The organism is Hymenobacter jeollabukensis, from assembly GCF_005771675.1.
Lineage (GTDB): Bacteria > Bacteroidota > Bacteroidia > Cytophagales > Hymenobacteraceae > Solirubrum > Solirubrum jeollabukense.
Window position 1 is genome coordinate 82,162 of sequence record NZ_VAJM01000005.1, and the last position, 15,869, is coordinate 98,030.

A 15,869-nucleotide genomic window follows, 5' to 3' on the forward strand; every position below is an offset into this window, starting at 1 on the left:
GCCCGATTCGGAGTTTTGTCCTACTTCAAAACAACCCGTTTCGCGCTATGGCTGTGCTGGCTCCAGCGAAATTGCCCGGGGAGGAAAAACCTCTGTCCAGGGCCGTTCTCGCATCGTTTTACGACAACAAAATCGTCCGGGACTTCGGCGTTGCCACCGTGTTCTGGGGCATTGCTGGCATGCTCATCGGCGTTATTGCCGCGTTTCAGCTGGCCCGGCCCGAGCTGAACATGGGCACGCCCTACACCACCTTCGGCCGCATCCGCCCGCTGCACACCAACGCCGTCATCTTCGCCTTCGTCGGCAACGGCATCTTCACCGGGGTGTACTACTCCCTGCAGCGCCTGTGCAAGACGCGCATGTTTTCGGACGTGCTCAGTAAAATCCACTTCTGGGGCTGGCAGCTCATCATCGTGTCGGCCGTGGCCACCCTGCCGCTGGGCTTCACTACCTCTAAGGAGTACGCCGAGCTGGAATGGCCCATCGACATTGCCATTACGCTGATCTGGGTGGTGTTCGGCTGGAACATGTTCGGCACCATTGCCCGCCGCAAGGAAAAGCACCTGTACGTGGGCATCTGGTTCTACATTGCCACCTTTCTGACGGTGGCGGTGCTGCACATCGTCAACTCGATGGAAATTCCGGTGTCGTTCCTCAAGAGCTACTCCGTGTACGCCGGGGTGCAGGACGCGCTGGTGCAGTGGTGGTACGGCCACAACGCGGTGGCCTTCTTCCTCACCACGCCCTACCTGGGTTTGATGTACTACTTCCTGCCCAAGGCGGCGGAACGGCCGGTATACTCCTACCGGCTGAGTATCATCCACTTCTGGTCCCTGATTTTCATCTACATCTGGGCCGGGCCGCACCACTTGCTCTACACCGCCCTGCCCGACTGGGCGCAGAGCCTCGGTGTAGTCTTCTCCGTGATGCTGATTGCCCCGAGCTGGGGCGGCATGATCAACGGCCTACTGACCCTGCGCGGCGCCTGGGACAAGGTGCGCCAGGAGCCCATCCTGAAGTTTATGGTGGTGGCAATTACGGCCTACGGCATGGCCACCTTCGAGGGGCCTATGCTGAGTTTGAAGAACGTCAACGCCATTGCCCACTTCACCGACTGGATTGTGGCCCACGTGCACGTCGGCGCCCTGGGCTGGAACGGCTTCCTGACCTTCGCCGTGCTCTACTGGCTGTGGCCGCGCCTCTACCAGACCCCGATTCACTCGCGCAAGCTGATGAACGTGCACTTCTGGCTAGGCACCCTGGGCATCCTGTTCTACGCCCTGCCCATGTACTGGGCCGGCTTCACGCAGGGCCTGATGTGGAAGCAGTTCAACGAGGAGGGCATGCTGCAGTACGCCAACTTCCTCGAGACGGTGATGCAGATTGTGCCGATGTACTACCTGCGCGGCATCGGCGGGGTGCTCTACCTCAGCGGGGTGTTCCTGATGGTGTACAACCTCTACCAGACCGCCAAAGCCGGCACGCTGCTGGCCAACGAGAAATTCCACGCCCCGGTGGTCATCGACCACGAGCACAGCCACGAGGGCGGGCACTGGCACCGCTGGATTGAGCGCCGCCCCGTGCAGCTGAGCATCGGCGCCACCATTGCCATCCTCATCGGCGGCGCGGTCGAGATGATTCCGACCTTTATGATCAAGTCGAACGTGCCCACCATTGCCTCGGTGAAGCCCTACACCTCGCTGGAGCTGGAAGGCCGCGACCTGTACATCCGCGAGGGCTGCGTGAACTGCCACACCCAGATGGTGCGCCCCTTCCGCTCTGAGACGGAACGCTACGGCGAGTACTCCAAAGCCGGCGAGTTCGTGTACGACCGGCCCTTCCTCTGGGGCTCCAAGCGCACCGGCCCGGACCTGCACCGCGTGGGCCAGAAATACCCGCACTCCTGGCACTACAACCACATGATGGACCCCACGAGCATGTCGCCCGGCTCCATCATGCCGCCTTACCCCTGGCTGTTCGAAAACGACCTCGACTACGCCGATACGCCCGCCAAAATCAGCGCCCTGCGCAAGCTCGGCACGCCTTACCCGGCCGGCTTTGAGCAAGTAGCCGTGCAGGAAGCCCGCAAGCAGGCCGCCGGCATCGCGGCCGACCTCGCGAAAGAGGACATCCAGGTGAAGTCGGACAAGGAAATCGTGGCCCTGATTGCCTACCTGCAGCGCCTCGGCACCGACATCAAAGTGAAGGACGAGCAGGCCGCCGCCGTAGCCGCCGAGTAACGCGCCGCTCGCCAAAGCCGCCGACTTACCCATCAGCAACCCTTAACAAATCCTTCGTCAGGCTCCCCTCGCTTTCGGAGCGGGGGCCGGGGGGTGAGGCGTATGTACAAGAACGTTCTGGAGAGCATTGCGGGCATCGAAATCTACCCGCTCATCTCCTTCGTCATTTTCTTTCTCTTCTTCCTGGCCCTGCTGGTGTACGTGTGCATCGTCAGCCGCCAGCACATCCAGGCCATGAAGCAACTGCCGCTGCAGGGCGACGAGCACGCCGCCCCGGCCCAAACGGAAGGAGGTGCGCTGTGCTAACGCGTAAGCTACCCTACGCCGCGCTGCTAGCCCTGAGCGCCCTGCTGAGCGGCACCGCCGCCCGGGCCCAGGACGCGGACCCCGCCGCCGCCCCGGCCGCTGATGCCGCCCAAAAAGCCGCCGAAGCCGGCGCCGACCTCACGGCCATGCTCTGGCTGATGGGTGGGCTCACCGGGCTCATCATCTTCGTGCTGCTGATGCTCTTCGCCCTGCTCTGGCAGATGCGGCCGCTGCTGCGCGAGGTCTACGCCCTGCCCACCATCCGCGAATCGTGGTACGGCCGGGCCCTGGGCCTGTTCCTGGGCGACCCGGTGGGCCTGACCGGCAAGTACAAGGAGGACGTCATGGCCGGCCACGACTACGACGGCATCACCGAGTACGACAACGACCTGCCGCCGTGGTGGAAGTACGGCTTCTACCTCACCATCGTGTTCGGCGTGGCCTATTTCATTCACTTCCACGTGACCCGGGACGGGGAGCTGAGCGCGGCCGAGTACCAGCACGAAATGGCCGAAGCGGCCCTGCTCTCGGCTCAGCTCGGCGCCAACGACGACCCCAACAAGCCCACCGACTACCAGTCCCTGACCGCCGCCGCGGATATCGACGCGGGCAAAACCATCTTCGCCCAGAACTGCGCCGCCTGCCACGGCCAGAGCGCCGAGGGCAAAGTGGGCCCGAACCTGACCGACGAATACTGGCTGCACGGCGGCGAAGTCAACAAAGTGTACCACACGGTGAAATACGGCGTGCAGGGCAAGGGCATGGTGGCCTGGAAGGGCAAGCTGTCCTCGAAGCAGATGCTGCAGGTGGCTTCCTACATCCTCACCCTGCAGGGCTCGAAGCCGGCCAACGCCAAGGCGCCGCAGGGCGAGAAGGAAGCCGTCGGCAAGCCCGTAGCACGGCTGTAAACCACTAATGCCAGCACGTCATGTCGAGCTTGTCGAGACATCTCGCGTGCTTCGTTGAACTGCTCACTAGCCCAGGGTTTAAACCCTGGGCAATCGAGCGGGCGGCCTAAGGGCTGCTTCCAACGAGCGGTAGAGATGCTTCGGCGGGGCTCAGCATGACAAACCAAGACATAGCCCGCGGCGGGGCTTCCTCCTTTCCCGCCGTGCGCCCGAACGCTGCTATCAGCACAGCCCACGTTCGGGCGAGCCGCCGGCCCACCTGCCGGCGGCGGGCTCTTTGGGCTTTTTGGGGTGGCAGCCGCGCCGCCCGCCAGAAGCCTAGTGCAGTAGACACCCCCTAACGTCCCCATCATCCGGCGCCCTTTCCGAGAAAGGCGGCCTGGGGAGCCCTCATGAACAGCGTCGCCAACCAACCCGCCCCCGCCGAGTCCTTCCGCGACTCTATCGCCACGATAGACAGCAAGGGCAAGCGCGTGTGGCTGTACCCGAAGAAGCCCAAGGGTCCGCTGTACAGGGCCCGCAAGTGGGTGAGCTACGCGCTGCTCACGCTGCTGTTTGCCGGTCCCTGGCTGCGCATCCACGAGCTGCCGGTGCTGATGCTCAACGTGGTGGAGCGGAAATTCATCATCTTCGGGCAGATCTTCTGGCCCCAGGACTTCTTCATCCTGCTGCTGGGCACGCTGGCCTTCGTGCTCTTCATCATTCTCTTTACGGTGGTCTACGGGCGGATTTTCTGCGGCTGGGTGTGCCCGCAGACCATCTTCCTGGAAATGGTGTTCCGCCGCGTGGAGTACCTGTTCGAAGGCGACGCCCCGCAGCAGAAAGCTCTCGACAAAGCCGCCTGGACCTGGAACAAAATCGGCCGCAAGACGGGCAAGCACGCGGTGTTTGTCGTCATCTCGTTTCTGATTGCCAACACCTTCCTGGCCTACATCATCGGCTCCGATGCGCTGACGCGCATCGTGACGGACCCGCTCCGGCAGCACCTGGGCGGCCTGACGGCCATGGTGCTGTTCACCGGCGTGTTCTACGCCGTGTTTGCCCGCTTCCGCGAGCAGGTGTGCATCATTGCCTGCCCTTACGGCCGCCTGCAGGGCGTGATGCTCGACAAGAACACCATCACCGTAGCCTACGACTACGGCCGCGGGGAGCCGCGTCAGAAGCTGCGCAAAAACCAGGAGCGCACCGCTGGCGACTGTATCGACTGCCGCCAGTGCGTGCAGGTATGCCCCACCGGCATCGACATCCGCAACGGCGCCCAGCAGATGGAATGCATCAACTGCACCGCCTGCATCGACGTGTGCAACTCCATCATGGACCTGATCAACAAGCCCCAGGGCCTGATCCGCTACGACTCGGAGGCGCACATCGAAGCCGGCACCCGCTTCCGCGTCACCGGGCGCGTGAAGGCTTATTCGGCGGTGCTGCTGGTGCTGCTCGGCGTCATGGTGAGCCTGCTGGTGACGCGGGCCAACGTGGAAGCCACGGTGCTGCGCACACCCGGGCAGCTCTACCAGAAAACCGCCTGCGGCACAGTCACCAACCTCTACAACGTGTCCGTCATCAACAAAACCAACCGGGCCATGCCCCTGGAGCTGCGGGTGCTGGAGCCGGCCGGCGGCACGGTGCAGCTGGTGGGCCAGGCGGGCCTACGGCTGCCTGCCCAGGGCATCGTGGAGGGCGTGTTCTTCGCCGAGCTGCCCCGCGCTGCCCTGCCGAAAACGAGCAACAAGATTCGGGTAGGCGTGTACAGCGGCGGCCGGCTGATAACGGAAGCCAACACCAAGTTCCTGGCCCCGCCGCAGTAGGAGAGGAGCAGCCCGGCCAGCGCCGAACAGCAAACCAGACCGTCATCTTGAGCCTTAGCGAACCGCAGGTCGACGGAGTCAAGGACCTTCCTCGAACCCTGTACCGCCGCCACCTACAAAGTGCAGACGCTTTTCCTGCATAAGCGCAGCCACCGGCGCCTTTGCCAAAACGTCAGCCACCAGGACTTAACCGCTGGTGCAGGGCTAGAGGAATGTCCTTGACTCCGTCGACCTGCGGTTCGCTAAGGCTCAAGATGACCGTTCTGATAGCGCGCACAGACAACAATTCCCCATGACCACCCTCGCCGTGAATACCCCCGCCCAACCCCGCCGCAGCCTCTGGCCCTACGCCATCATGGCGGCCTTCGTGCTCTTCGCCGGCTTTATCGGCTACATGGTGCGGCAGGCCATGCGCAGCAGCGTCGACCTGGTGAGCAAGGACTACTACGAGCAGGAACTGCGCCACCAACAGCGCATGAACGCCGTGGCCCGCACCGCCGCCCTGGCCGAGCAGGTGACGGTGCGCTACCAGCCCGCCGCCCGCACCCTGGCGCTGCAGCTGCCCGCCGCCCTGACCAGCCAGGGTGCCACCGGCCAGGTGCAGTTCTTCCGACCCGCCGATCAGACTCTGGACTTCACCGTGCCCCTGCAGCCCGATGCCGCCGGCCGCCAGCAGCTGAGCACGGCCCGGCTGCGGCCCGGCTACTGGCGCGTGCGCCTCGATTTCGAGGCCGGCGGGCAGCCGTATTTCGTGGAGCAGAGCATCGTGGTCAGCAACTGATTTTCGTCATAGCATCCGGCGGCGGCGCCGACGAAATTGCCCTTCGTCGGCGCCGCCGCCGCGTTTCAACCGGTGTCAGCGGCCCTAGCCAAACATTGGCACATCAGCACATTCCACCACATTAACACATTCAAGACCAATGCTCTGGGCCGGGTTTCTCTTCGGACTGCTGGGCAGCTTCCACTGCGTGGGCATGTGCGGCGCCATTGCGCTGGCCCTGCCGGGCGCGGGGGCACGCCGCTGGCAGTTCGTGGCGGGCCGCACGCTCTACAACCTGGGCCGGGTGACGACCTACACCGCCCTGGGCGCCGGGGCCGGGCTGTTGGGCCAGTCATTGCGGCTGGCCGGGCTGCAGCAGGGTCTGTCGGTGGCCTCGGGCGTGCTGATTCTGCTGCTGGTGGCGGTGCCGGAGCGCCACACCGGCCGCGCCGCCGCCGGGCTGGGCCTCGACCGGGTGCTGGCCCGGCTGAAGCAGGCGCTGGCGTATTGGTTTCAACAGTCCTCGCTAAAGGCGCTGTACCTGAGCGGGGTGCTGAACGGTCTGCTGCCCTGTGGGCTGGTGTACCTGGCATTGGCGGGGGCGTTGAGTGCGCCGGGCGGCCTGGGTGGCGCCGCGGCGTACATGGCCCTGTTTGGGTTGGGTACCCTTCCGCTGATGCTGGCCCTGTCGCTCACGGGGCAGCTCGTGCCGCTGCACTGGCGCGCCCGGCTGCGGCAGGCCGTGCCGGTGGCAGCCACGGCGCTGGCCGTGCTCTTCATCGTGCGCGGCCTGGGCCTGGGCATTCCCTACCTGAGTCCGCAGCTCAGCAAGGCTGCCCCGGCCGCCAGCAGCCGCCACCGCCCCGCCGCCATTACCATGTGCCACTGACGTTTCCGCGCCGGCCGCGTGGCGGGTGCTGCAGTTGCTTTCATCTCTCACTCCTAACCCACATACCCTCGTCAGGCTCGCCCGCTCCCCTTGGAGAGGGGGCCGGGGGGTGAGGCTCCTCATGAAGACCATCCTCGTTCCCCTCGACCTGACGGCCGCCGCCGAGCCCACCGTGGTCTACGCCAACAAACTGGCCGTGCGCCTCGGGGCCGAAGTCGTGCTGCTGTACTGCCACCACGGCGCCCTCAGCCACGAAGACACGGCCGCCTACCAGCAGCGCCTGCTGGTGCTGGCCGAGCGTCTGCGCTACGTGCAGCTCGTGCGCCAGGACGGCCGCCGCATCCGCTACCGCGTGGCCGTGCGCGCCGGCTGTCTGCACGACCACGTGCAGAACGTTATCGACGAGTACGGGGCCGGGCTGCTGGTCATGGGCCTGGAGCACGTCGACTGCGGGGAGGCGGCCATCGGCGGCAACCACGCGGCCCGCATTGCGGGGTTGGCCCGCTGCCCGGTGCTGGTGGTGCCGCCCGGCGCCCGCACCCTGCCGCAGCGCGCCGCCTTCCTGGCTGATTTCGGTCACCTCGACGCCGCCACCCTGGCCCCGCTCGCCCCGCTGCTGCGGGAGCTGAAGCCCCAGCTGCAGCTGGTCCACTTCTACCAGCAGCTCGATCTGTCCGAGCTCATCCGCGTCAAGCGCGGCATGCAGCTGATTCAGCGCGCGCTGACGGACATTCCGCTGCGCACCCGCCTCGTGCTCGACGACGACCCGCTGGAGGGCATCGGCGAGTTCTGCGAGGCCATGCACGCGCAGCTGCTCATCTTCGCGCCCACCGACGCGGTGCTGCTCGACCGGTTTTTCGACGTGTGCTACACCAAGACCCAGGCCTACCACACCCGCATTCCGCTGCTGGTGCTGCCCCAGCCCGCCCCCGCCGGGGGCGTGTGCTGTGAGCACTGCGCGCAGCAGCTGACGGCTACGCCCGCCCAAGCGGTAGTGTAAGAAGCTGTTTTAAGGGGCAGAACGTCTGTGCCTGATCAACCGGCCAACAGCCCGCGCGAGTACTCACGACGGTCTTCCGCATCTGCCAAAAGCCGTCGTGAGTACTCATGAGGCATTGCGCCAGATACGTGCGCCCATCCCGCCTACTCACGGAGCATATCGGCAAGCGTTGAAGCCCTTCGTGAGTAAACGCGAGGCATTCCGGCAACTGACAAAGCCCCTCATGAGTACTCGTGAGGCGTTACTGCATAGTAACAAAGGCCTTCGCGAGTACTCGCGAAGGCCTTTGTCGTCTGGCGGTTAGCGACCTGAGCCGGAGGGGGTGGCGGTCCGGCATAGGCAGGCCTCCTTGCAGAAAAAGGCCGTCATGCTTCATCTGGCGTCCGCCTGTCGAAGCATGACGTTCTAAACCTCCCAGCCAGGGGCCGCCTACCAGTGCGCCCGGCGCAGCTTCTCGGGCTGCAGCACGCGGATATCCTTGCCGGCCAGCTCGATCAGGCCGTCCTGCTTGAACTCGCTCAGGGTGCGAATCAGCGACTCGGGGGCGGTGCCGACGAGGGCGGCCATGTCGTCGCGGGAGAGCTGGAAGGCCGAGGCGTCGGCGGCGTGCTGCTCGTGCAGGCGCAGCAGCGTGTCGGCCACGCGGCGGCGGATGGAATTGTAGGCCATGCCCACCAGCTGCTGCTCCCGCTCGCTCACCCGGCCCGCCAGCAGGCGGATGAACTGCTGGCTGACCTCGGGGTTGCGCAGCACCAGCTGGGTGAAGTCGTCCTTCGGGATGTAAACCAGCTCCGAGTCGTCGACGGCCACGGCCGAGTCGCCGTGCCGGGTGTGCTCCAGCAGGGCCATGTAGCCGAAAAACTCGCCCGGGCCGTAGAGGCCCGTTATCAGCTCTTTGCCGGCGGCGGTGGTCTTGATGGTTTTCACCCGGCCCGATTGCACGAAGTAGAGCCGCGTGGGCTCGTCGCCTTCGCGGTAGATGTTCTGCTTTTTGGGCACCGCGTGCAGCTTGCGGTCCACCGTGAGGCCTTCCAGATTGCCCACGGCGCGGGCGTCGGCCAGGAACTCCTGCAGGCCGCCGCGCTGCAGGTCGTAGTCGGCGCGCAGCTGGCGGAAGCGGTTCAGCCGCCCGCTGATGGCGCTCAGCAGCTCGCTTTCCTCGAAGGGCTTGGTCAGGTAGTCGTCGGCGCCCAGCTCCATGCCCCGGCGCATGTCCACACGCTCGGTTTTGGCGGTGAGGAAGATGAACGGAATGCCGGCCAGGTCCGCATCCTGGCTGAAAATCTGCAGCACGCCGTAGCCATCGAGCACCGGCATCATGATGTCGCAGATGACCAGGTCGGGGCGGATGCTGCGGGCCTGCTCCACGCCCACTTTGCCGTTTTCGGCGGTGAGCACACGGTAGCCGGCCAGCTCCAGAATTTCGGCCGTCGACTCGCGGATCAGCTCGTTGTCCTCAATCAGCAGAATGGTTTTCATAGGGAATGGTGACGGTGACGGTGGTGCCGCGGTTCAGTTCGCTGTGCAGGCTGATGCGCCCGCCCATCAGCTCCAGGTAGCGCCCCACGATGTAGAGCCCCAGCCCGGTGCCGGGAATGTTGGTGACGTTGCGGGCGCGGAAAAACCGCTCGAACAGGTGCTCCTGGTCCTCGGCCGAAATGCCCACGCCCTGGTCCAGCACCGCCAGCGTGAGCAGCCCCTGGGCGCAGCTGGCGCGCAGCGTCACTTCGGAGTGTTCGGCCGAGTACTTGATGGCGTTGCTGAGCAGGTTGACGAGGATTTTGCGCAGCAGCGAAGGGTCGAGCACTACCGGCGCGGGGCAGTCCACGTGCTGGCTGATGCGCTGCCCGGCTTTGAGCAGGCCCTGCACGTCGGTTACCACCTCGCTGAGCAGGGCGGGCAGGGCCAGCTCCACCGGCCGCGCCTCCACCTTGCCCTCCTCGATGCGGCCCACGGACAGGAATTCCTCCAGGATGTCGTTCAGGTGCTTCACCGAGCTGCGGATGCGCTGCAGGTGCTTCACGCGCTTGTCCTGCTGCTCGCTCTCGGGGTACTTTTCGATGAGCGTGGCCGAGTTCATCACCGCCGTGAGCGGGGTACGAAACTCGTGCGAGGCCATGCTCACGAAGCGCGACTTCAGCTCGCCCAACTCCTGCTCGGCCGCCAGGGCCTTGGCCAGCTCCTCGGTGCGCTGCTCCAGCTGCTCCAGGGTGCTGAGCAGGGCGTGGGTGCGGTCGGCCACCTTCTGCTCCAGCTCGGCGTTGAGCTTTTCCACGCGCTGGCGCTGGGCAATCAGCTCCCGCTCGGCTTCCTTCTTGTAAGTGATGTCGAGGATGTAGGAAACCACGTACAGCTCCTCGTCGAGGTGGAAGTAGCTCAGGCTGACCTCCACCGGAAACACCGAGCCGTCCTTGCGCTGGCCCTGCAGGTCGCCGCGGTGGGCGCCCATGGCCCGCACCGAGGGCGCGGCGTTGAATGACTCGCGCAGCTGCTCGTGGTGGCGGCCCACCGCCCGGGGCACCAGCACCTCGATGCGCTGGCCTAGCAGCTCGGCCGGCCGGTAGCCGAACAGCTGCTCGGAAAGGTGGTTGGCCGACACAATCTGCCCGTGCCGGTCGCACATGATGATGCCGATGGTGGCATTGGCCACCACCGCCTCGAAGCGGCTCACGCTCTGGGCCAGCTCCCGCTCGGCCAGCAGCAGGCGGTCGGGGCCGCTCAGGCGCACCAGGTACAGGGTGCGGCCCTCGTGGCCGAAGGGCGTCAGCTCGATGCTGACGCGGGTGGCGTCGCCGCTGGCGCGGGTCGCGTCGGCGGCCACCAGGGCGTGGCCGCTCTGCCGGGCCGAGTGCAGGGCGGCGGCCCAGCTGTGGCCGGGCGCGGGCTGCACCGGCAGGGCGTCGTCGGCCACCTGGGCCTGCAGGAAGGCGGCCTCGGAAGGGTAGCCCAGCAGCTGCGCGCCCATGGGATTGACGCGGATGAAGCGGTGGGCATCCTCGTCGTACACGCCGATGAATTCCTGGGCCTGCGTGAACAGCAGCGAAGCGAGGGCGTGGGCGTAAGTGGAAGGCATGAGCGGAGCGGCGCCAGGGCGGGATGAAGCGGGCCCGGCGGCCAAATTTGGGCATAATCGGGCGAGGATGATAGATGTTAAGCCCCGAAGCTGACGAATATCATGGAATACGGCGGCGCCAGCGCCCAATTTTACCCGGCAATTCAACCGAACTCCGTATGAGCGCCTTGTCCTCCACTTCCTTGCCGCCCGCCGCCGATGCCGCCGTGCTGCTGGTGCTGCTGCCGGTGAGCCGCCCCGACGGAGCCGTGCCGCCTTTTTCCACCGCGGCCCTGGAGCGGCTGCAGCGCCGCCTGGGCCCGGCCATCCGGGTGCTGCGCATCGACGAGGCCAGCCACCCCACGGTGGTGCGCAGCTTTCACGCCCAGCAGCTGCCGGCCTGCGTGCTGGTGCGCCAGGGCGTGGAGCTGTGGCGCCAGCCCGGCCTGCCCGACGACGAAGCCGGCGCCACCGAGCTGCTGGGCCGGCTGACGGCCCCGGCCGGCGTGAGTTAGGTAAGGTAGCGCGACTAAGAAACTCGGCAGTTTAAAAAGCTATTTTGACGATACATTGAACGTCCTGCTGAGCCCCGCGAAGCATCTCTCCCGCTTCGTTGTTCGGTAGAGATGCTTCGCGGGGCTCAGCAGGACGTTCTTGTTGCTCCACAGAATCCGGTTGAAACCATCAGGCCTCACTCGGCCAGGGCGGCCTGCTGCTGGCGGTATGCGGAGGGGCTCAGGCCGGTGAGCTTGCGGAAGGTTTTGTTGAAGTGCGAGAGGTTGTTGAAGCCGCTGGCGAAGCTAACCTCGGTGATGGGCCGGTCTTCCAGCAGCAGCAAGCAGGCGTGGTTGACGCGGTATTCCTGCACGAAGTCGGTGAGGGTAAGCCCCGTCATGCGCTTGAAGTAGCGGCAGAAGGCGGGCACCGTCAGGTGGGTCAGCTCGGCCAGGGCCGCTACCTCTACCGGCTGCCGGAAATGCTCCTGCAGGTAGCCGTACACCCGGCTCAGCCGCTCCGATTCCTGCCGCGGGGCCTGGCCGCGGCCCGCGTCGGCGTGCAGGCTGGTGGCGTCGGGAGTGGCGGCCAGCGTGTGCAGCACCTGCAGCAGCGTAAGTAGCCGCTCGAAGGGCGGCTGGGTGAGCATCTGCGCCAGCTGCGGGCCCACCTGCCGCCGCACCGCCGCCCCGAAGGTGAGGCCCTGCCGGGCGCGGGCGAAGAGTTGCTGCACCGCCCGCAGCTCGGGGCGCTGCAGGAAGTCGGCGCCCAGAAAATCGGGCCGTAGCTGCACCACAATCTGCTCGAAGTCGGTCTGGCGGCCGTAGCTGAAGCTCAGGTGCGGCAGATCGGGGCCGATGAACACCAGCTCGCCGCCCGCGTAGCGCGAGAGGTGCCGCCCGATGTGGCGCCGGCCCCGGCCGCGCGGCAGGTACACCAGCTCGTACTCGGGGTGGTAGTGCCAGCGCACGTCGATGGCGGCCGGATCGGTGTGGTGCAGCAGGGTGAAGGAGCTGTCGGACGACGGCTGGATGGGCTCGAACTGCAGTTTCATGGGCGGTGCTAACGCTGGGTTGGCTGCTTATACGCGCTAAAGGGGCTGCTAGGGTTAATGCAGCACCAGTATTGGCCAACGCGGTGGTAGTGAGCCGCCGGGGGCGCCGGTACCTTTGCGCTGACCAATCGTTGCCGCGCAAGGCCCCGCGCCGTGGTGGCAACCCGGGCCCGGGCTTCGGTGCCCGCCCGGCCATCCGTTCACGAAACCCCACTGCATGATTACGTCCATCGAAGCCCTGGGCCTGGTGGCCGCCACGCTGTCGGCCATCATGTTCCTGCCGCAAGTCCTCAAAACCTGGCGCAGCCGCTCGGCCACCGGCCTGGCCGCGGGCACGCTCATCACCTCCACCACCTGCGTCACGCTGTGGCTGGTGTACGGCGCCTGCGTGCAGGACGTGCCGCTTATTATCGGCAACGCCGTCAACCTGGCCTGCACGCTCACGCTGGTCGTCTTCAAGATTCGGTTTGCCGAGCCCCGGCCCAAGTCTGAGCCCGTGGCCGCTCCGCCCCGCGGGCGGATAATGTCGCGCCGGACGCTGGTAGCCGTGCGCACGGCCCCGCTGGGGGCGCCGTTCTGGTACGAAGCCTGAGCCGGCGGCCACTTCGCGTCCTTCTTTATTCATTCGACATCAACCTGACACCACTATGCTACACGACCTGCCCAACCCGCTGGAAAACCTGCCGCTCAAGGCGCTGATTTTCGACATGGATGGCACCCTGATTCACAACATGCACTTCCACCGCCGCGCCTGGGTCGACTTTCTGGGCCAGCACGGCATCCGGCTGACGGAGGAAGAATTTGAGCACTACAACCACGGTACGGGCCTGGAAATCATCCGACGCCTGTTCGGGGCCGAGCTGCCCGCCGCCGACGTGCAGCGCCTGGTGCAGGAAAAAGAGGCGCTGTACCGCCAGCAGTACGGCCCGCACCTGCGCGCCCTGCCCGGCCTGCGCGAGTTCCTGACGGTGGCCCGCGCCCAGGGCCTGCGCCTGGCCCTGGCCACCGCCGGCGACGCGCCCAACATCGATTTCGTGCTCGACGGCCTGCAGCTGCGCCCCTACTTCGACGCCATCATCGGGGCCGAGCAGGTGCAGCGCGGCAAGCCCGACCCGGAAGTATTTCTGCTGGCCGCCGCCGCGCTGGGCGTGGCCCCGGCGGAGTGCCTGGTGTTCGAGGATTCGATGACCGGCATCGAAGCCGCCCGGCGCGCCGGCATGGCCGCCGTGGGCCTGGCCACCACCCACCCGGCCGCGGAGCTGCAGGGCCTGGGCCTGGCGCAGATTGCCGCCGACTACACCCACCTGCACCTGCCCGAACGCCGCGCCGAGGTGCTGCGCTGGCTGCAGCCGCAGTAGCTACGAAAGCCACGAAGTAGCCCGTCATGTCGAATGAAGTCGAGACATCTCGCGTGCTGACGCCTGAACGATAACCCCAGACCGTCATTCTGAGCAACGCGAAGAATCTCGCGTGCTGATGTCCGGGTAGTAACTCTCAATAAAGAATTACTACCCGGACATCAGCACGCGAGATGTCTCGACTGCGCTCGACATGACGTTCTTTTTACTTACCCTTTAGCCGCTGGGCCGCGTCAGGGCTGGGTCACGGTGATATTCTTGAACGTGGCCGTGCTGTTGTCGACGAAGATGCCCCAGCTGGTGCCGGGGGCGCGGTAGATGCGCGAGGTGAGGGCTGCCACGTTGTTGAGGTACACCACGACCACCGAGTTTTCAAACACGATGGTCACGTCGTACTCCACGCCGGGGCTGAGGGCGAAGGGCACGTCGTTGGTAGCCACGGTGGTGCTGGTGAGCAGGCTGCGCCGGGTGCGGTCGAAGCTGAAGCGCTGCTGGCCGGGCACGAAGCGCAGGCTATACACGTCGTCGTACCCGTCGCAGGCGCCGATGAGGAAGCCGAAGTCCTTGGCCGCGCTGCTGTACGACACGGTGCAGTGCAGCTTGTAGCGCGCGGGGCTGATAGGCTGGTAGAGCACGTTGGCTACGTCCTTGTCGGCCGGGCTGCTGAGGGTGTACGACTCGGTGCCGGGCGTGATGTTGGCGACGTTGCCCCACTGGCTGTCCTTGCGCAGCGGCACCGGGCTGGTTTCGGCCTGGGCCTTGAGCGTGTGCGGGATGGTCACGGCCAGATCCTGGTTGGGCAGCTGGTAGAGCTTGTGCGTCACCAGGTTGCCGCCCCATTGCCAGGCGCCGGCGTCGGTGCTGCCGGCCAGGCGGTTGGTCCAGCCGAAAATGTACCGGTCGCCGTACTGGTCTACGATGGTTTTGGCCGCGTACATGCCCTGGCCCTCGAAGCGGGCGGCGCCGCTGGGTGCGCTCCACGGGCCGGTCAACGCGGCGCTTTTGCGGTAGTAGAGGTTTTTGGAGTTGATGTCGGAGAAGAGCAGGTAGTAGGTCGAGCCCTGCTTGAACAGCTCCGGCGTTTCGAGCATGAAAAAGTTGTCGGGCCCGCCGTCGTAGAGTACGCCCTGGTAGGTCCAGGTCAGCAGGTTCGACGACGTATACCGGGCAATGACGCCGCGCCAGGTGCCGCTCACGTTTTTGCGGGCCGCCACAATCATATGGTATGTATTGGCGGCCGAGTCGAAGTACACGAACGGGTCGCGGAAGTTGTCGTTGTCGTCGAAGCCCTGCCCGGCGGGGGCGTAGATGGTGGCGAAGCCGGTGTTCTTGGTGAAGCTCTGGTTCAGCCCCGAGGCCGTGGCCAGCATGATGCCTTCCTTGCGCGTCACGCAGCCGGAGGGGTAATTGGGGTTGTGGCCGGTGTAGAAGGCGTAGTAAGTACTGCCCTTCTGCACGATGTGGCCGGTGCCTAGGGCGAAGTCCTGCTTGCAGCCGTCGGTGTTGCAGGCCAGTATCTGCCCGCCCGAGAGGCCGGTGTAAGTGGCGAAGTCGTCGGTCTGCAGGCCGTACCAGGGGTGGCGCTGGTTGGTGGCGTCGTTCCACACGTCCTTGAGGTAGAAGATTTTGTACTTGCCGGTGGTGGCCGTGGCGTCGTAGTAGGGCATCACGTCGCCTACCGGGGCCAGGCCGTTGCCGAGCGGATAGAAGCGGTAGTCGGTGCTTTCGGGGCGGGGCGTGCAGGTCAGCGCGTTGCTGCCGCTGGTGGTGCCGGGGGCCGTGGTGGTTGGCACGGCTTCTTTCTGGCAGCTGCCCAGGCACAGGGCTGCCGCTACGCTGCCGATGAGCGGCAGCGCGGAGTACAAACGGTTCATAAGGAGTTGGTTGGGAATGGCAAAGCCCCACCGCCGCGCTTCCGGCTCAGGAAGCGGAAATCAGCAGCCGTGGGGCTTCGGGGGTAAGCAGGGGAAGGGCCAGCCGGCGAGACGCCTAATTGCGT

14 protein-coding genes are annotated in these 15,869 nt (G+C 65.8%); 10 read left to right on the forward strand and 4 right to left on the reverse strand.

The genetic code is table 11. The features are described from left to right. Positions 1-47: 47 nt before the first annotated feature. The 7 genes from ccoN (at position 48) to FDY95_RS12565 (ending at position 7,911) form a co-directional block, all read left to right on the forward strand. Entirely contained in the window at positions 48-2,240 is a 2,193-nt protein-coding gene (ccoN, locus tag FDY95_RS12535) for a cytochrome-c oxidase, cbb3-type subunit I (protein WP_138078116.1), read from the forward strand. A gap of 102 nt (positions 2,241-2,342) precedes the next feature. Beyond that, the gene (locus FDY95_RS12540) at positions 2,343-2,546 is read left to right on the forward strand and encodes a hypothetical protein (RefSeq protein WP_138078117.1); all 204 of its coding nucleotides are present in this window, start codon (positions 2,343-2,345) and stop codon (positions 2,544-2,546) included. Then, the gene (locus tag FDY95_RS12545) at positions 2,540-3,454 is read left to right on the forward strand and encodes a cbb3-type cytochrome c oxidase N-terminal domain-containing protein (RefSeq protein ID WP_246074019.1); all 915 of its coding nucleotides are present in this window, start codon (positions 2,540-2,542) and stop codon (positions 3,452-3,454) included. Before FDY95_RS12540 ends, FDY95_RS12545 begins: the two co-directional genes overlap by 7 nt. A gap of 392 nt (positions 3,455-3,846) precedes the next feature. Beyond that, positions 3,847-5,262 carry a cytochrome c oxidase accessory protein CcoG gene (gene ccoG, locus FDY95_RS12550; RefSeq protein WP_138078118.1) on the forward strand — a complete coding sequence of 472 codons (1,416 nt, stop codon included), beginning with the start codon at positions 3,847-3,849 and terminating at the stop codon, positions 5,260-5,262. Positions 5,263-5,554: 292 nt separating this feature from the next. After that, the gene (locus FDY95_RS12555; protein WP_138078119.1) at positions 5,555-6,043 is read left to right on the forward strand and encodes a FixH family protein; all 489 of its coding nucleotides are present in this window, start codon (positions 5,555-5,557) and stop codon (positions 6,041-6,043) included. Between the two features lie 139 nt (positions 6,044-6,182). Further along, complete coding sequence (locus FDY95_RS12560) at positions 6,183-6,911, forward strand: sulfite exporter TauE/SafE family protein (RefSeq protein ID WP_138078120.1); 729 nt, start codon at positions 6,183-6,185, stop codon at positions 6,909-6,911. 121 nt (positions 6,912-7,032) lie between these two features. Beyond that, the gene (locus FDY95_RS12565; RefSeq protein WP_138078121.1) at positions 7,033-7,911 is read left to right on the forward strand and encodes a universal stress protein; all 879 of its coding nucleotides are present in this window, start codon (positions 7,033-7,035) and stop codon (positions 7,909-7,911) included. A gap of 429 nt (positions 7,912-8,340) precedes the next feature. On the opposite strand, the gene FDY95_RS12570 is transcribed toward FDY95_RS12565, so the two are convergent. Together FDY95_RS12570 and FDY95_RS12575 are read right to left on the reverse strand one after the other, a co-directional pair. Then, complete coding sequence (locus FDY95_RS12570; protein ID WP_138078122.1) at positions 8,341-9,390, reverse strand: response regulator; 1,050 nt, start codon at positions 9,388-9,390, stop codon at positions 8,341-8,343. Then, entirely contained in the window at positions 9,368-10,984 is a 1,617-nt protein-coding gene (locus tag FDY95_RS12575) for a sensor histidine kinase (RefSeq protein WP_138078123.1), read from the reverse strand. The genes FDY95_RS12570 and FDY95_RS12575 overlap by 23 nt, the downstream gene beginning before the upstream one ends. A gap of 158 nt (positions 10,985-11,142) precedes the next feature. On the opposite strand from FDY95_RS12575, the gene FDY95_RS12580 reads away from it, so the two are divergent. Next, positions 11,143-11,478: a thioredoxin gene (locus tag FDY95_RS12580; protein WP_138078124.1), complete on the forward strand. Its 336-nt coding sequence runs from the start codon at positions 11,143-11,145 to the stop codon at positions 11,476-11,478. Between the two features lie 176 nt (positions 11,479-11,654). Here the strand turns inward: FDY95_RS12580 and FDY95_RS12585 are convergent, their stop codons facing one another. Next, positions 11,655-12,512 (reverse strand): AraC family transcriptional regulator, encoded by an 858-nt coding sequence (locus tag FDY95_RS12585; RefSeq protein ID WP_138078125.1) that lies wholly within the window; start codon positions 12,510-12,512, stop codon positions 11,655-11,657. A gap of 217 nt (positions 12,513-12,729) precedes the next feature. Between FDY95_RS12585 and FDY95_RS12590 the strand changes: the two genes are divergently transcribed. Next, positions 12,730-13,104, forward strand: a complete 375-nt coding sequence (locus tag FDY95_RS12590) for a SemiSWEET family sugar transporter (RefSeq protein ID WP_138078126.1) — start codon at positions 12,730-12,732, stop codon at positions 13,102-13,104. Between the two features lie 55 nt (positions 13,105-13,159). Then, the gene (locus tag FDY95_RS12595; RefSeq protein WP_138078127.1) at positions 13,160-13,870 is read left to right on the forward strand and encodes an HAD family hydrolase; all 711 of its coding nucleotides are present in this window, start codon (positions 13,160-13,162) and stop codon (positions 13,868-13,870) included. Between the two features lie 233 nt (positions 13,871-14,103). Here the strand turns inward: FDY95_RS12595 and FDY95_RS12600 are convergent, their stop codons facing one another. After that, the gene (locus FDY95_RS12600) at positions 14,104-15,744 is read right to left on the reverse strand and encodes a glycoside hydrolase family 32 protein (RefSeq protein WP_138078128.1); all 1,641 of its coding nucleotides are present in this window, start codon (positions 15,742-15,744) and stop codon (positions 14,104-14,106) included. Between the last annotated feature and the right edge of the window lie 125 nt (positions 15,745-15,869).

What these genes read in the sequence shown, in the direction of transcription:
- FDY95_RS12570 (WP_138078122.1), bottom strand. Translation starts at nt 9,390, where the DNA reads ATGAAAACCATTCTGCTGATTGAGGACAACGAGCTGATCCGCGAGTCG.
- FDY95_RS12540 (WP_138078117.1), top strand. Translation starts at nt 2,343, where the DNA reads ATGTACAAGAACGTTCTGGAGAGCATTGCGGGCATCGAAATCTACCCG.
- FDY95_RS12560 (WP_138078120.1), top strand. Translation starts at nt 6,183, where the DNA reads ATGCTCTGGGCCGGGTTTCTCTTCGGACTGCTGGGCAGCTTCCACTGC.
- FDY95_RS12580 (WP_138078124.1), top strand. Translation starts at nt 11,143, where the DNA reads ATGAGCGCCTTGTCCTCCACTTCCTTGCCGCCCGCCGCCGATGCCGCC.
- FDY95_RS12585 (WP_138078125.1), bottom strand. Translation starts at nt 12,512, where the DNA reads ATGAAACTGCAGTTCGAGCCCATCCAGCCGTCGTCCGACAGCTCCTTC.
- ccoN (WP_138078116.1), top strand. Translation starts at nt 48, where the DNA reads ATGGCTGTGCTGGCTCCAGCGAAATTGCCCGGGGAGGAAAAACCTCTG.
- FDY95_RS12600 (WP_138078128.1), bottom strand. Translation starts at nt 15,744, where the DNA reads ATGAACCGTTTGTACTCCGCGCTGCCGCTCATCGGCAGCGTAGCGGCA.
- FDY95_RS12555 (WP_138078119.1), top strand. Translation starts at nt 5,555, where the DNA reads ATGACCACCCTCGCCGTGAATACCCCCGCCCAACCCCGCCGCAGCCTC.
- FDY95_RS12590 (WP_138078126.1), top strand. Translation starts at nt 12,730, where the DNA reads ATGATTACGTCCATCGAAGCCCTGGGCCTGGTGGCCGCCACGCTGTCG.
- FDY95_RS12565 (WP_138078121.1), top strand. Translation starts at nt 7,033, where the DNA reads ATGAAGACCATCCTCGTTCCCCTCGACCTGACGGCCGCCGCCGAGCCC.
- FDY95_RS12575 (WP_138078123.1), bottom strand. Translation starts at nt 10,984, where the DNA reads ATGCCTTCCACTTACGCCCACGCCCTCGCTTCGCTGCTGTTCACGCAG.
- FDY95_RS12595 (WP_138078127.1), top strand. Translation starts at nt 13,160, where the DNA reads ATGCTACACGACCTGCCCAACCCGCTGGAAAACCTGCCGCTCAAGGCG.
- ccoG (WP_138078118.1), top strand. Translation starts at nt 3,847, where the DNA reads ATGAACAGCGTCGCCAACCAACCCGCCCCCGCCGAGTCCTTCCGCGAC.